We start from the raw sequence: 14,378 nt of genomic DNA, 5'->3' as shown, positions 1-14,378 counted from the left end.
ATAAACCTGATCCCTCGCGAACCTATCATGGTGCCAAAGACGAGGAGCATTGACTATGGACGGTACCCCCGCCGCCGCACCCGAGCTGGACCTTGATTACCAGCTTGCCGACAACCTGACCCGCGAGTCCGGACGCATCTTCCTGACTGGCACGCAGGCCCTGGTGCGCCTGATGCTCACGCAGCGCCGGGTGGACCGCGAACGCGGCCTGAACACCGCCGGCTTCGTATCGGGGTACCGCGGATCGCCGCTGGGCGGCGTGGACATGGCCATGTGGAAGGCGCAGAAGGCGCTGGACGCCAACCAGATCACCTTCCTGCCGGGCATCAACGAAGACATGGCCGCCACGGCGGTCATGGGCACGCAGCAGGCCGGCGTGCGCGCTGACCGCAATGTCGATGGCGTGTTTGCCATGTGGTACGGCAAGGGTCCCGGCGTGGACCGCGCCGGCGACGCGCTGCATCACGGCAATGCCGCGGGCGCCTCGCGCCACGGCGGCGTGCTGGTGGTGGTGGGCGACGACCACACCGCCGTGTCGTCCTCGATCCCGCACGCCAGCGAAGCGTCGCTGATCGGCTGGCAGATGCCGATCGTGCATCCGACGTCCATCGACGAATACGAGACCTTCGCGCTCTGGGGCTGGGCGCTCTCGCGTTATGCGGGCACGTGGGTCGCCTTCAAGGCCGTGTCCGAAACCATCGAAAGCGGCCACTCGTTCACGCCAGCCGCCATCCAGACCTACGACATGCCCGAGGATCCGGACATGCCGGCCGGATCGCTGGAATACTCCGCGCGCGACTTCCTGTCGCTGGCGGTCGAAACGCGCATGAACCAGCGCATGAAGGCCGTCGCCGCCTTCGCGCGCCGGCACAGCATCGACAAGCTGACCTGTCCGGCGCCCAAGGCGACGGTGGGCATCGTCACCGTCGGCAAAGCGCACCTGGACACCATGGAAGCGTTGGCGCGCCTGGGCGTGGACACGGTCACGGCGAATGCGCCGGTGCGGATCTACAAGCCCGGCCTGACCTGGCCGATGGACGAAGGCCGGTTGCTCGACTTCGCGCGCGGCCTGTCGCACATCCTCGTCATCGAGGAAAAAGGCGCAGTGGTCGAAAGCCAGATCAAGGACATGCTGTTCAACCTGCCCGAGCGGCCGACGGTCGTGGGCAAGAAGGGACTGGACGGCGAGCCGATGGTGCCGTCTGCCGGCCAGCTGCGCCCGTCGCTGCTGGCCGCGCCGCTGGCCGGTTGGCTGTCGCGCGCCGCGGGGCTGCCCGTGAACCGCGACCTGTCGGCCTTCGAATGCCAGGCGCCGCTATCCAACGACGCGGACGGCATGCGCCGCCGCCCTTACTTCTGTTCGGGCTGTCCGCACAGCACGTCGACCAAGGTGCCCGAGGGCAGCCAGGCGCTGTCCGGCGTGGGCTGCCACTACATGGCCGCGTGGATGGACCGCGACACCGGCGGACTCACGCAGATGGGCGGCGAAGGTGTCGACTGGATCGGCCTGTCCCGCTATACGAAGATGCCGCATATCTTCCAGAACATGGGCGAAGGCACGTATTACCACTCGGGCTACCTGGCCATCCGCCAGGCCGTCGCGGCGCGCGCCAACATCACCTACAAGATCCTGTTCAACGACGCAGTCGCCATGACCGGCGGGCAACCGGTGGACGGCCCGATCTCGGTGCCCCAGATCTGCCAGCAGCTGCGCGGCGAAAACGTGGCGCGCATTGTCGTCACCACCGACGAGCCCGAGAAATACCAGGGCGTGGACCTGGGCCCCGGCATCAAGGTCCACCACCGCCGCGAGCTTGACGCGCTGCAGCGCGAGCTGCGCGAGATCCCGGGCGTGACGGTCCTGATCCATGACCAGACCTGCGCGGCCGAAAAGCGCCGCCGCCGCAAGAAGAACCAGTTCCCGGACCCGGCGCGCCGCATGCTGATCAACAGCGCCGTGTGCGAAGGCTGCGGCGACTGCGGCGTGAAGTCCAACTGCCTGTCGGTCGTTCCGCTGGAAACGCCGTACGGCCGCAAGCGCGCGATCGACCAGTCCAGCTGCAACAAGGACTACTCGTGCGCGGAAGGCTTCTGCCCGAGCTTCGTGTCCGTCATGGGCGGCAAGCCCAGAAAGAGTGCGGCGCCCAAGGCCGACCAGGAACGCCTGCAGGGCATGATCGCCGGCCTGCCGCAGCCCGCCCTTCCTGCCTTGGACCATCCCTATCGTCTGCTGGTCGCCGGCATGGGCGGCACCGGCGTCATCACCATCGGCGCCATCGTGTCGATGGCCGCGCACCTGGAAGGCCTGTCGGCCGCGGTGCTGGACCTGACCGGACTGGCGCAGAAAGGCGGCACCGTCGTGAGCCACATTCGCCTTGCCCCGGCGGGCTCGGCCGCTGGCCCCGTGCGGCTGGACTGGCAGCAGGCCGACGCGGCCATCCTGTGCGATCCGGTTGCCGCGGTCGCGCCGGATTCGCTGGGCGCCTTGCGCCACGGCCACACGCAGGTCACGGTGAACACCTACGTGGCGCCTGTGTCCGACTTCACGCGCAATCCCGACGCCGCGATGCGCCCCGAGGCGCTGCTGGCCAAGATCCGTCATGCGGCGGGCGACGCGCACACGGCCGCGATCGACGCGCATGAAGCGGCGCTGGCGCTGTTTGGCGACAGCATCCTGTCGAACATGTTCATGCTGGGCTACGCCTGGCAGCGCGGCGGCGTGCCGCTTTCGCAGGCCGCCATCTATCGCGCGATCGAACTGAACGGCGTGGCGGTGGCGGCCAACCGCGCCGCCTTCGACAGCGGCCGGCTTGCCGCGCATCGCCCCGACGCGCTGGAAGGCGCGCTGCGCCCGCGGGCCCAGGTCGTACAGTTGCACATCCCCGAAACCTTCGAGCGCGCCGTGGCGCGCCGTGTCGAAGACCTGACGGCCTATCAGGATGCGGCATACGCGCAGGCGTATCGGAACGTGGTTGACGCCGTCGCGGCCCGCGAGCGGGCCCTGGCGCCCGATGCCAAGACGCCCCGCCTGGCGATGGCCGTGGCGCGCGGCCTGTACAAGCTCATGGCGTACAAGGACGAATACGAAGTGGCGCGCCTCTATACCGGCGAGACGTTCCAGGCGCAGCTGGAAGGCCAGTTCGAGGGCGACTACAGCCTGCGCTTTCACATGGCCCCGCCCATCTTCGCCCGTAAGGATCCGCGCACCGGCGTGCCGCGCAAGATGACGCTGGGTCCGCGCACGATGTCGGCACTGAAATTGCTGACGCGGCTCAAGGGCCTACGCGGCACCTGGTTCGATCCCTTCGGCCATACCGCCGAGCGCAGGATGGAACGGGCGCTGGTCACGGAGTACCGCCAGACCATCGATCAACTGCTTGCAGGGCTGACTGCGGACAACCTCGCGCAAGCGGCTACAATCGCCGCCCTGGCTGAAAACATTCGCGGCTTTGGCCACGTGAAGGCCGCCAATGTCGAGAAGTACCGGACCGATCTGGCCCGGCTCATGCAGAGCTATACAGCACCGGCCCCGCACGCCAGCGCCTTGCGGAAAACCGCATAAACAGCCGGTCTGAGTGGTCACTGACCTGGGCGCGCCTTGCGGGGCGCGCCTAGTGCATTTGGTTACAATCTTTTGTGGGATTCGTCTTATCTTCTTCTTGTCCCTGTAAACCTCGATCACTAGAATTAGTGGCCAACGAGGGGTGCTACACTACATCTTGTGGTCGCCTAAGCGCTGATTCCCGCCGGCCACGCCTTACGGACTAGCCTGTCCGGACGTTGCGACCCCCATTACAAGATCCAATTTTGACCAGACATGACGTCGTCATGTCTTCATCTACGCGCTTTTTCGCACAGGAGCTTCCATGCAGACTACGATCGCCTCTGTGACCCGGCCTTCGGCCGTGCCGCCCTCCCAAATCGATTCCCCCGCCGACGCCAACAGCGGCAAATGGGCCAGCTACAACATCATCCGCCGCAATGGCTCGGTGGTTGGCTTTGAGCCCAGCAAGATCGCCATCGCCATGACCAAGGCCTTCCTGGCCGTCAATGGCGGACAAGGCGCCGCGTCCGCGCGTGTGCGCGAACTGGTCGAAACGCTGACCGGCCAGGCCGTCAACGCCCTGGTTCGCAACCGCCCCAACGGCGGCACCTTCCATATTGAAGACATCCAGGACCAGGTCGAACTGGCGCTGATGCGCTCGGGCGAGCATGACGTCGCGCGCGCCTATGTGCTGTACCGCGAAAAGCGCACGCAGGAACGCGCCGCCGCCGCTGCCGCCGAAGGCCAGCAGAAGGCTGACGCCGCGCCGCAGGAACATGTGCTGAACGTCACCGACGCCGGCGTGCGCCGCCCGCTGGACGTGGCCGAACTGCGCGCCACCATCGTCGCCGCCGGCGAAGGCCTGTCCGAGTTCATCGACGCCGAAGCCATCCTGAAGGAAACGGTCAAGAACCTGTACGACGGCATCCCCGTCGACGAAGTGTTCAAGTCCGCCATCCTCTCCGCGCGCGCGCTGGTCGAAAAGGATCCGGCCTACAGCCAGGTCACCGCCCGTCTGCTGCTGCACACGATCCGCAAGGAAGTGCTGGGCGAGGAAGTCTCGCAAGACGGCATGGCCACGCGCTACGCCGAATACTTCCCCACGTTCATCGCCCGCGGCATCGAAGGCGGCCTGCTGTCGCCCGAACTGGCCAGCTATGACCTGACCAAGCTGGGCAAGGCACTGAACGCCAAGCGCGATCTGCAATTCGGCTACCTCGGCCTGCAGACCCTGTACGACCGTTACTTCCTGCACATCCGCGGCACCCGCATCGAACTGCCGCAGGTCTTCTTCATGCGCGTGGCCATGGGCCTGGCGCTGCGCGAGAGCGATCGCGAAGCACGCGCCATCGAGTTCTACGAGATCCTGTCCTCGTTCGACTTCATGAGCTCCACGCCCACGCTGTTCAACTCGGGCACGCTGCACTCGCAGCTGTCGTCGTGCTACCTGACCACCGTCTCGGACGACCTGGAAGGCATCTACGACGCCATCAAGGAAAACGCGCTGCTGGCCAAGTACGCCGGCGGCCTGGGCAACGACTGGACCCCGGTCCGCGCGCTGCGCAGCCACATCAAGGGCACCAACGGCGAAAGCCAGGGCGTCGTTCCGTTCCTGAAGGTTGTGAACGACACGGCCGTCGCCGTGAACCAGGGCGGCAAGCGCAAGGGTGCGGTCTGCACGTACCTCGAAACGTGGCACCTGGACATCGAAGAATTCCTGGAACTGCGCAAGAACACCGGCGACGAGCGCCGCCGCACGCACGACATGAACACGGCGAACTGGATTCCCGACCTGTTCATGAAGCGCGTCATGGAAGGCGGTGAATGGACGCTGTTCTCGCCGTCCGACTGCCCCGACCTGCACGACAAGTATGGCCGCGCGTTCGAAGAAGCCTACGTGGGCTACGAAGCGCGCGTCGCCAGCGGCGAACTGAAGCTCTTCAAGAAGATGCCGGCGCTGACGCTGTGGCGCAAGATGCTGTCGATGCTGTTCGAAACCGGCCACCCGTGGATCACGTTCAAGGATCCGTGCAACATCCGTTCGCCGCAGCAGCACGTGGGCGTCGTCCACAGCTCGAACCTGTGCACCGAGATCACGCTGAACACCAACGAATCCGAAATCGCAGTTTGCAATCTGGGTTCCGTGAACCTGGTCGCACACATGAAGCCGGCTGCCGGCGGCGGTTTCGAACTGGACCACGACAAGATCAAGCGCACGGTGAGCATCGCCATGCGCATGCTCGACAACGTGATCGACATCAACTACTACGCCGTCGACAAGGCCCGCAATTCCAACGCGCGCCATCGTCCGGTGGGCATGGGCATCATGGGCTTCCAGGATTGCCTGCAGATGATGCGCGTGCCGTACGCATCGCAAGCCGCTGTTGAATTCGCGGATCGTTCGATGGAAGCGGTGTGCTATCACGCCTACTACGCGTCGAGCCTGCTTGCCGAAGAACGCGGCCGCTATCAATCGTATGAAGGCTCGCTGTGGTCGCGTGGCATCTTGCCGCAAGACACGTTGAAGATGCTGCGTGAAGAACGTGGTGGTCACGTTGACGTTGATGATTCGAGCACGCTCGATTGGGATACGTTGCGTACGCGCATCAAAGAACACGGCATGCGCAACTCCAATTGCATCGCAATCGCCCCAACCGCCACTATTTCCAATATCATTGGCGTATCTGCGTGCATCGAACCCACTTTCCAGAACTTGTACGTCAAATCGAATCTCTCCGGCGAGTTCACGGTCGTTAACGATTACCTCGTGCGTGACCTGAAGAAACTCGGTCTCTGGGACGAAGTCATGGTCGCCGACCTCAAGTACTTCGACGGCAGCCTGTCCCGCATCGATCGCGTACCTTCCGAACTCCGCGAACTCTACGCCACCGCGTTCGAAGTCGAACCGCGCTGGCTGGTTGAATGCGCGTCGCGCCGCCAGAAGTGGATCGATCAAGCCCAGTCGTTGAACATCTACATGGCTGGCGCATCGGGCAAGAAACTGGACGACACCTACAAGCTGGCATGGACGCGTGGCCTGAAGACCACGTACTACCTGCGCACCCTTGGCGCCACCAGCGCCGAGAAGTCCACGGGACGCGGCGGCGAACTGAACGCCGTCAGCGCGGGCAATCCGTCCACCGCCAACGCCGTTGCCGCAGCACCTGTTTTGCCGGAACCCGAAGTTCTCGGGGCGGTTTGCACCATGCGGCCGGGCGACCCCGGCTTCGAAGAGTGCGAAGCCTGCCAATAACCGCCTCCGGAGAATGAATCATGATTAATTGGGACGACGACACCACCGCCACGCAACCTGCACAACCTGCCGCGCCCGCGGCGGGCGGTCAGGCTGCCCCGGAAGTCCGGGCGGCGACGGGTGTGTTCGGCGACACCGCCATGCCCACGCCGGCCGCGCCTCAGCACGCAGCCGGCTTGGCAGCCAGCGGCGCGGCAACCTCGCAGCGCGTCAAGGTTGCCGACAAGCGCATCATCAACGGCCAGACCGACGTCAACCAGCTTGTGCCTTTCAAGTACAAGTGGGCGTGGGAAAAGTACCTGGCCACTTGCGCCAACCATTGGATGCCGCAAGAGATCAACATGTCGCGCGACATCGCCCTCTGGAAGAACCCGAACGGGCTCACCGAGGACGAGCGCCGCATCGTCAAGCGCAACCTCGGCTTCTTCGTGACCGCCGATTCGCTGGCCGCCAACAATATCGTGCTGGGCACCTACCGCCACATCACGGCCCCCGAATGCCGCCAGTTCCTGCTGCGCCAGGCATTCGAGGAAGCCATTCACACGCACGCCTATCAATACATCGTCGAAAGCCTGGACCTGGACGAAGCCGAGATCTTCAACGCTTACAACGAAGTGCCGTCCATCCGGGCAAAAGACGAGTTCCTGATCCCGTTCATCGACGCGATCGCTGATCCCAACTTCAAGACGGGCACGCCCGAAGCCGACCAGACGCTGCTCAAGTCCCTGATCGTCTTCGCTTGCCTCATGGAAGGCCTGTTCTTCTACGTTGGCTTCACGCAGATCCTGGCGCTTGGCCGCCAGAACAAGATGACCGGCGCTGCCGAGCAGTACATGTACATCCTTCGCGATGAATCCATGCACTGCAACTTCGGCATCGATCTGATCAACACCGTCAAACTGGAAAATCCGCATCTCTGGACGCCGGAATTCCGTGAAGAAATTCGAGAACTCTTCCGCAAAGCGGTCGAACTCGAATACGCTTACGCCGAAGACACGATGCCGCGCGGCGTGTTGGGCTTGAACGCACCCATGTTCAAATCCTACCTGCGCTTCATCGCCAACCGTCGTTGCCAGCAGATCGGTATCGAACCTCTGTACCCTCAGGAAGAAAACCCCTTCCCGTGGATGGCGGAAATGATCGACCTTAAGAAGGAACGCAACTTTTTTGAAACTCGCGTGATCGAATACCAAACCGGTGGCACGCTGAGCTGGGAGTAACGCAGTACGCCATCGAGCCCGGCGCGGGCACGCCCTTCTCTTTCCGATGGGCGTCGCGTTCGCGACAGGCTTGATGGCAAGCTCCTTGGTCAGGGTGTCTTCGAACACGTAGAACAAGCGGTCGGCGGCCTGTGAACAGGCCGCCTGCCGGCGCCATTTGAAATGGCTCGCGCCAAAGGGGCGGGGGCCATATCAAATGGCTGTGCCGAATTCATTAGCGCAAACCGTAGTAGCTGTTGCTCGCACAGAACAGCGGCATGCGCCGATGAATAGCCCGGGCACGGTCCGCCGATTGGCGGGTCGGGGCACGGGTTTAAGTTCTGGGACCCCTGAACCTAAGGAGCATGACCATGGCAACAGCCAAGAAAGCCGTCAAGAAAGCAGCGGTGAAAAAACCCGCCGCCAAGAAGGCAGCAGCAAAGAAGGCCGCTCCGGCCAAGAAAGCTGCCGTCAAGAAAGTTGCAGTGAAGAAAGTCGCAGCCGCCAAGAAGCCGGCCGTGAAGAAGGTTGCCGCCAAGAAGGCTCCCGCCGCCAAGAAAGCGGTTGCCAAGAAGGCCGTAGCCAAGAAGGCCGTCGCGAAGAAGGCTCCGGCCGCCAAGAAGGCTGTCGCCAAGAAGGCCGTTGCCAAGAAGGCCGTCGCCAAGAAAGCCGTAGCCAAGAAAGCCGTAGCCAAGAAGGCCGTTGCGAAGAAGGCCGTTGCCAAGAAGGCTGTTGCCAAGAAGGCAGTCGCCAAGAAGGCCGTAGCCAAGAAGGCGCCCGCCGCCAAGAAGGCTGTTGCCAAGAAGGCTGCCGCCAAGAAGGCCCCGGCCGCCAAAAAGGCTGTTGCCAAGAAGGCCGTAGCCAAGAAGGCTCCGGCTGCCAAGAAGGCGCCCGCCGCCAAGAAGGCTCCCGCTTCCAAGCCGGCTGTTGCCGCCAAGAAGCCTGCCGCCGCGAAGAAGCCCGCTGCGAAGAAAGCCGCTCCGAAGAAGCCCGCCACGCCGCCCACCACGGCAGCTGCCCCGGGCGCGAAGACCGCGCTGAACCCCGCCGCGTCGTGGCCCTTCCCGACGGGTGGCCGTCCTTAATCCGGACGCGCCGAAGCGTTAGCTTCATCAGAGCCGCCTGGTTTGCACCGGGCGGCTTTTTTAATGTCTGCGCGTCATGCCATCCAAATGGCTGACCCCTGCACCGGGCCCGATGCACTAGGACCGTACGCAATTTTTACGTCTGGCCGTGCGACAATTGATTCCTCTTTTTTGGGGTGATCGCGTCCATGCTCGGTGAAATCTTCCGCTTCCTTCTCGAAATCGTGTTCACGCTGTTTGGCGCGGCGCTGATTGCCCGCGCCTGGATGCACGCGATACGACTGCACCCCTTCAACCCGTTGGCGCGCGCGATCTACGGAGCCACCAACTGGCTGGTGCTGCCGCTGCGCAAGATCATTCCCGCAGGCAACAAGATCGATTGGACCAGCCTGGTGTGCGCGTGGTTGTCGGCGCTGGTCTATCTGGTCCTGTTGTGGCTGGTGGCCATCGGCGCGCTGATCCCCGCCGCGCTGCTGCCCGCCGCGATGGGCTCGGCCCTCATCATGACGGCAAAGTGGGCGCTGAACCTGGTGGTCTGGCTGACGCTGATCCAGGCCGTGCTGTCGTGGGTCAACCCGATGGCGCCGATGATGCCGCTGCTGCAATCACTGACTGCGCCGTTGCTCGATCCCATCCGCCGCATCCTGCCGCGCACCTCGATCGACTTCTCGCCGCTGATCCTCTTGATCGCGGCCCAGATCCTGCTGATGGTCCTGGCTCGCCTGAGCTACGGCATGATGGGCGTGTGATCGCCTACACGGGAATCGCGCTGTAGATCTCGATCAGCTTCTTGCGGTCGATCTTGTGGTTGTTCGACATGGGCAGCGCCGGACACGCGACCAGTTCGGACGGCACCATGTAGGGCGGCAGGCGCTCGGCCAGCCGCTCCTTCCAGCCGGACAGGGCCTGCGGCGCCAGCAGCGCAGCTTGCTCGCCCGCTGCTTCCGAGCCCGTCACGAAACCAATCAGCCGCACCGCCGTGCCATCGGGACGGCGCAGCACGGCGCAAGCGCTGGCCTCCACGCCCGGTAGCCCATGCAGGGCTTCGTCGATTTCCGCCAGCTCGATGCGGTAGCCGTTGAGCTTGATCTGGTCGTCCATGCGGCCGCGGCAGAACAGCAGCCCGCCCTCTTCCATCAGCCCCAGGTCGCCGGTGCGGAACGCGCGGCGGCCGTCGTCGTAGGTGTAGAGCTTGGCCGCGTTCAGGTCGGCGCGGTTAAGGTAGCCGCGCATCACGTGGTCGCCCACGATGCAGATCTCGCCCTCGTCCACCAGCAGCACGCTGTCCGGTTTGGCGTGGCCGACCGGCAGCGGGTCATGCGCCGCCAGCACGGCGTCGGTGACTTCGATCCAGGTGGTGGCCACCGTGGCTTCGGTCGGACCGTAGGTGTTCAGGATGGACGCATCCGGAAAGCGCTGGCGCAGCTTTTTCGCCAGCGCCGCCGGCAGGGGCTCGCCGCAGAATAGGAACGTGCGCAGCGTGGGCAGCGTCGCCGGAGAGAAGTCTCGGTTGGCCAGCTGCTGATGCGCGAACGACGGCGTGGACACCCACACCGTGATGCCGTGGGCGGCCAGCCGGGCCATCCACGGACCGGGCGCGGCAATCTGGTCGCGCGCGTTGAGCACGCAGCTTCCGCCCGACGCCAGGGTGGCAAAGACCTCGTACATCGACAGGTCGAAACTGAAGGGCGCCTGGTTCATGAACACGGGCGCCTCGCCCAGGCCAAAGCTGCCGAGCATCCAGTCGCCAAGCAGGCCGACGCTTTCGCGGCCGATCTGCACGCCCTTGGGGTCGCCCGTGCTGCCCGAGGTGAACATCACGTAGGCCAGGCCGCGTTCTTCCAGCATGGCGCCCTCGCCCGCCGTGAAGCTGCCGGCCGCGGCGTCGAACACGGCGGCCGCTTGCACGATCTCCACGATGCGGCGCAGGCGCTCAGGCGGATAGATGGTGTCCACCGGCACGAACGGCGCGCCGATGAGCAGCGCGCCAACCATGGCGACGAAAAAGGCGGCTTCCTTGTGGCCGTAGATCGCCACCGGCACATCGGGCGCCACGCCATGCTTGCGCGCGGCGTCGGCCCAGGCGTGCGCCTCGGTGCGCAACTGGGCCCACGTCAGGCTGCGGTCGGCGGCGGCAACCGCCAGCGCGTCGGGCGCGCGCCCTTCGTCGGCGAACTGGAAGGACTTCAGATCGAAACGCATGCCGTGACTCCCGGCGTCAGATAGGGCTGCGGCCGCTGAACACATACAGTGCCAGCGCGGCCAGAATCAGGGTGAGGACGCGCCCCAGAAAGCGCATGACGGGCTTGGCCAGCGCAGCCTGCAATGCGGGCCGGGTGCGCGCCGCGTTGATCAGCAGGTTGTGCCCCACCGAATACAGGCCGAACATCAGGCCGCTGACGATGTAATGCAGCGACAGTCCGTTCCACACGCCCATCGCCAGCAGGGTCGCGAAAATGCCGATGTTCTGCGCCGCCAGGCGGTGACGGCCAAAGAAGGTGGTCTTGCTAAGCGCCTTGTAGATCGGCATGAACACGACATCGCGCAGCCATTCGGACAGGCTGATGTGCCAGCGGCGCCAGAAATCCTGCGGGTTGAGCGTGGCCAGCGGATTGCGGAAGTTGATCGGCAGCGTGAAGCCGAACAGCATCCCGATTCCGATCGCCATCGTCGAATAGCCGGCAAAGTCGAAGAACAGGTATGCGCTGTAGAGCGAGGCATTGAGCGCCACGCCCGTGAACGAATAATCGTGCGCGTCGAGCGTGGCCAGTCCGTAGCGCCAGATCAGCTCGGCCAGGCCGAATTTCTGAATGACGCCCACCATGATGAGTTCCAGCCCGATCAGCCACGTGTTCAGGTTGACCCCTTCGTAGCCGCGCTTCAGATCGGCCTGGAAGGCGCGCCAGCGGTACATGGGCCCCGCCAGCAGCGTCAGCGGGAAGAACAGGTAGATGAAATAGTCGAGCGGCGAGACGCGTTCGTTGCGCGGCGCGAACAGCAGCACGTCGATGGCGCGGAACGTGGCAAAGGACAGCCCGAGCATCGCGCCCAGGTGCGAGACCCCGGTCTTGACCAGCAGCAACGGCGTCATCGTGATGATGACGGCGAGCCAGGTGGGGATGTAGTTGCGGCGCATTGCCCACAGCGCGCCGCCGGAAATGGCCAAAAGCGCAATAGGTTGATAGGGCCGCGCCCAGAACACCGCCATCCAGACGCCCAGGCAGATGACGCCGATGATGTGGCGGTACCCGATGCGCAGCGGCATGCCGGACGAGCGGTATGCGACGAGGCCAAGGCCGCCAAACAGCGCGCCGCCAAAGAAGCTCAAGCTAGCAAAGAGTTCCATGGTGCGCTTAGAACTGCTGGTATTGGAATTCGACCTTGATCGGTCCGCCGCTACCCGTCGTGGGCTGCGCCTGCAGCACGAACACGAGGATCACGCCCACGTACAGGCACAGATGCCAGAAGAAGCGGCGCGCCCAGGGCGCACCCGCATTGCGGGCTTCGTCTTTACGAAAGAATTTCATCGGGAAAAATACTCCGCAATGCCTTGATCGGCCATGGCCCAGCCGAGTTCGGCCAGGTGCATGTCGTCGCGCAGCATCCCCGGCTCGAAGGGAATGCTGTAGAGATCCAGGCACCCCATCTGATAGCGGGTGCACATGCCGGTGATGGCGGCCACCACGGGGTCGAACCGTTCGACGTCCAGGATGAGCTTGGGGTTGAACGGCTGGATGACGAAGTACGCCTTGACCTTGCGCTTTTGCAGCAAGGCCATCACACGCGACAGGTCGCCCAGCTCGGTGCGCGTGATCGGATCGACATCCGCGAACTCGTTGCGCGCCGGCGAGTACAGCGGCGCCAGATATTGCTGGTAGTAGTCGTCGCGCACATCGTAGGGATTGTTGCCGCCCAGGGTGTGTTCGACTTCGCGCGCTTCGTGCGTGATCCGGGACCACTGCCCGGCATTCAGGCGGGCGGACATCGGCCACGACACGTACCGGTGCGCGGGCACCGACAACTTGCTGCGCGGCTTGTCGGGCGCCGGTTCCTTGCGGGCTTGCCACCACAACGCCAGCTTGTCCTTCAGCTCGGAGACCTGGCCGTTGGCGATGAGCCACAGCAGGCCCCAGTTCGCGTTGTCGCTGATCCAGTTCTGCATCTGCTCGCGGGTGCTGGGCTGGTCCCACAGACGGTCCCAGACCGGGCCGGTGACGTGCTCGGCAAATGCGCTGCGCGGCAATTGGCCGCCGGAGGCGAACCACGCCGGCGACAGCATGATGACCAGCCGCGTGTTGGGCGTAAGCGAATCGGACACCGATTCCAGCACGCTGACGATGCCATACGACTGGAACATCGCATGGCCGTAAGCGAGCGTCGGCACCTTCAGCTCTTCCGGGAAAAAGCGGTAGGGGACGAAACGCAGGTCGTGGCTGGAGAGCTCCGAGGATCCCAGCACCACCAGCGTGCCGTCGCTCAGGGCATTGCCCAGACGATTCAGGTTGACGTGCTGGGTGCCCCAGTCGGGGCCCAGGTTGGGCAGGTAATTGCTCTTGTTGGCCGCCAGCGCCGAGGGCGAGGACGCCGGGTTGACGACGCGGCTGAGCAGGTCATCCGCGCCGCAATACGTGCCTACCGCCAACGCCACCGCCGTCGCTGCCGCCGCGACGTGCGACAGGAACCGGGTATTACGAAGTATGGGCAGCGACATAGCCGGCAAGCACGCGGACCGACTGAAGGTGCTCTGCGATTTCGGGAGCCGGAATGCTGCAGCCGTACTCGGACTCGACCGCGAGCGTGATGTCCACGGCGGCGAGCGAATCGACCAGGCCAGTGGCAATCAGTTGCGTATCGGGGGTGACTTTCTTCATGACGATCGACTCGACGATCTCGCCGATCTTGGTGTGGAGTTCTTGCTCGGTGTGCATAGATCTTGCAGCGTAACGTTGCCTGTTCGGCAAACCATCCCCCGCCCCGGGATTTCAGGCGCTGAGGATACAGAAAACAGCTGAAACCAAACTGAAAAATTCCAGCCAGCCAGAACGGTCGCCGGATGCACGTGGTTACATTAAATCCGGACTGCCGCGCCGTCGCAATCATTGCACTTCGGCCGTCGAATCGCCATGAAACTTATGGTGGAAATGGCGAGAAAAGGCTGGGAAAGGTAACGTTCGCGGGTAAATCCGGGGGGTCGCGTTGTGAGCGAGCGACATATTTTGACGTGTCGGCCTCCTGCGGCATTTGACCCTGATTCAAGGCGGCCGCCGCCACCATGAAAAAAAGCCCGCTTGCGCGGG

Annotated in this window: 10 protein-coding genes; 5 read left to right on the top strand and 5 right to left on the bottom strand. The window is 64.2% G+C overall.

Features of this window, described 5'->3' with window-relative positions; genetic code table 11:
• Positions 1 to 55 precede the first annotated feature (55 nt).
• The 5 genes from QEP15_RS02730 to QEP15_RS02710 all read left to right on the top strand — a co-directional run bounded on the left by QEP15_RS02730 (position 56) and on the right by QEP15_RS02710 (position 9,830).
• A complete protein-coding gene (locus QEP15_RS02730) occupies positions 56 to 3,562 on the top strand; it encodes an indolepyruvate ferredoxin oxidoreductase family protein (protein ID WP_175157409.1) in 3,507 nt (1,168 codons plus the stop codon).
• A gap of 304 nt (positions 3,563 to 3,866) precedes the next feature.
• A complete protein-coding gene (locus QEP15_RS02725) occupies positions 3,867 to 6,797 on the top strand; it encodes a ribonucleoside-diphosphate reductase subunit alpha (RefSeq protein WP_152383333.1) in 2,931 nt (976 codons plus the stop codon).
• A 20-nt stretch (positions 6,798 to 6,817) separates the two neighbouring features.
• The gene (locus QEP15_RS02720) at positions 6,818 to 8,017 is read left to right on the top strand and encodes a ribonucleotide-diphosphate reductase subunit beta (protein WP_056327816.1); all 1,200 of its coding nucleotides are present in this window, start codon (positions 6,818 to 6,820) and stop codon (positions 8,015 to 8,017) included.
• 350 nt (positions 8,018 to 8,367) lie between these two features.
• Positions 8,368 to 9,081 (top strand): histone H1-like DNA-binding protein, encoded by a 714-nt coding sequence (locus QEP15_RS02715; protein WP_063951937.1) that lies wholly within the window; start codon positions 8,368 to 8,370, stop codon positions 9,079 to 9,081.
• A gap of 188 nt (positions 9,082 to 9,269) precedes the next feature.
• Complete coding sequence (locus QEP15_RS02710) at positions 9,270 to 9,830, top strand: YggT family protein (protein ID WP_056327927.1); 561 nt, start codon at positions 9,270 to 9,272, stop codon at positions 9,828 to 9,830.
• A gap of 4 nt (positions 9,831 to 9,834) precedes the next feature.
• Here the strand turns inward: QEP15_RS02710 and QEP15_RS02705 are convergent, their stop codons facing one another.
• From QEP15_RS02705 to QEP15_RS02685, 5 genes are read right to left on the bottom strand one after another with little or no spacing between them, the layout of a single operon-like run.
• The gene (locus QEP15_RS02705; RefSeq protein WP_062841583.1) at positions 9,835 to 11,283 is read right to left on the bottom strand and encodes a D-alanine--poly(phosphoribitol) ligase; all 1,449 of its coding nucleotides are present in this window, start codon (positions 11,281 to 11,283) and stop codon (positions 9,835 to 9,837) included.
• Between the two features lie 16 nt (positions 11,284 to 11,299).
• Entirely contained in the window at positions 11,300 to 12,427 is a 1,128-nt protein-coding gene (locus tag QEP15_RS02700; RefSeq protein ID WP_280148405.1) for an MBOAT family O-acyltransferase, read from the bottom strand.
• Positions 12,428 to 12,434: 7 nt separating this feature from the next.
• Positions 12,435 to 12,608 (bottom strand): hypothetical protein, encoded by a 174-nt coding sequence (locus QEP15_RS02695; RefSeq protein ID WP_128829895.1) that lies wholly within the window; start codon positions 12,606 to 12,608, stop codon positions 12,435 to 12,437.
• The gene (locus QEP15_RS02690; protein WP_056327812.1) at positions 12,605 to 13,792 is read right to left on the bottom strand and encodes a D-alanyl-lipoteichoic acid biosynthesis protein DltD; all 1,188 of its coding nucleotides are present in this window, start codon (positions 13,790 to 13,792) and stop codon (positions 12,605 to 12,607) included. Before QEP15_RS02690 ends, QEP15_RS02695 begins: the two co-directional genes overlap by 4 nt.
• A complete protein-coding gene (locus tag QEP15_RS02685; RefSeq protein WP_008159625.1) occupies positions 13,770 to 14,009 on the bottom strand; it encodes an acyl carrier protein in 240 nt (79 codons plus the stop codon). Before QEP15_RS02685 ends, QEP15_RS02690 begins: the two co-directional genes overlap by 23 nt.
• Between the last annotated feature and the right edge of the window lie 369 nt (positions 14,010 to 14,378).

Source organism: Achromobacter mucicolens, assembly GCF_029866465.1.
Taxonomy (GTDB): Bacteria; Pseudomonadota; Gammaproteobacteria; order Burkholderiales; family Burkholderiaceae_B; genus Achromobacter; species Achromobacter mucicolens.
Note: the sequence above shows the minus strand (reverse complement) of the source record. Positions and strands in the feature narration are given on the sequence as shown.

What these genes read in the sequence shown, in the direction of transcription:
- QEP15_RS02685 (WP_008159625.1), bottom strand. Translation starts at nt 14,009, where the DNA reads ATGCACACCGAGCAAGAACTCCACACCAAGATCGGCGAGATCGTCGAG.
- QEP15_RS02710 (WP_056327927.1), top strand. Translation starts at nt 9,270, where the DNA reads ATGCTCGGTGAAATCTTCCGCTTCCTTCTCGAAATCGTGTTCACGCTG.
- QEP15_RS02725 (WP_152383333.1), top strand. Translation starts at nt 3,867, where the DNA reads ATGCAGACTACGATCGCCTCTGTGACCCGGCCTTCGGCCGTGCCGCCC.
- QEP15_RS02715 (WP_063951937.1), top strand. Translation starts at nt 8,368, where the DNA reads ATGGCAACAGCCAAGAAAGCCGTCAAGAAAGCAGCGGTGAAAAAACCC.
- QEP15_RS02695 (WP_128829895.1), bottom strand. Translation starts at nt 12,608, where the DNA reads ATGAAATTCTTTCGTAAAGACGAAGCCCGCAATGCGGGTGCGCCCTGG.
- QEP15_RS02700 (WP_280148405.1), bottom strand. Translation starts at nt 12,427, where the DNA reads ATGGAACTCTTTGCTAGCTTGAGCTTCTTTGGCGGCGCGCTGTTTGGC.
- QEP15_RS02705 (WP_062841583.1), bottom strand. Translation starts at nt 11,283, where the DNA reads ATGCGTTTCGATCTGAAGTCCTTCCAGTTCGCCGACGAAGGGCGCGCG.
- QEP15_RS02720 (WP_056327816.1), top strand. Translation starts at nt 6,818, where the DNA reads ATGATTAATTGGGACGACGACACCACCGCCACGCAACCTGCACAACCT.
- QEP15_RS02690 (WP_056327812.1), bottom strand. Translation starts at nt 13,792, where the DNA reads ATGTCGCTGCCCATACTTCGTAATACCCGGTTCCTGTCGCACGTCGCG.
- QEP15_RS02730 (WP_175157409.1), top strand. Translation starts at nt 56, where the DNA reads ATGGACGGTACCCCCGCCGCCGCACCCGAGCTGGACCTTGATTACCAG.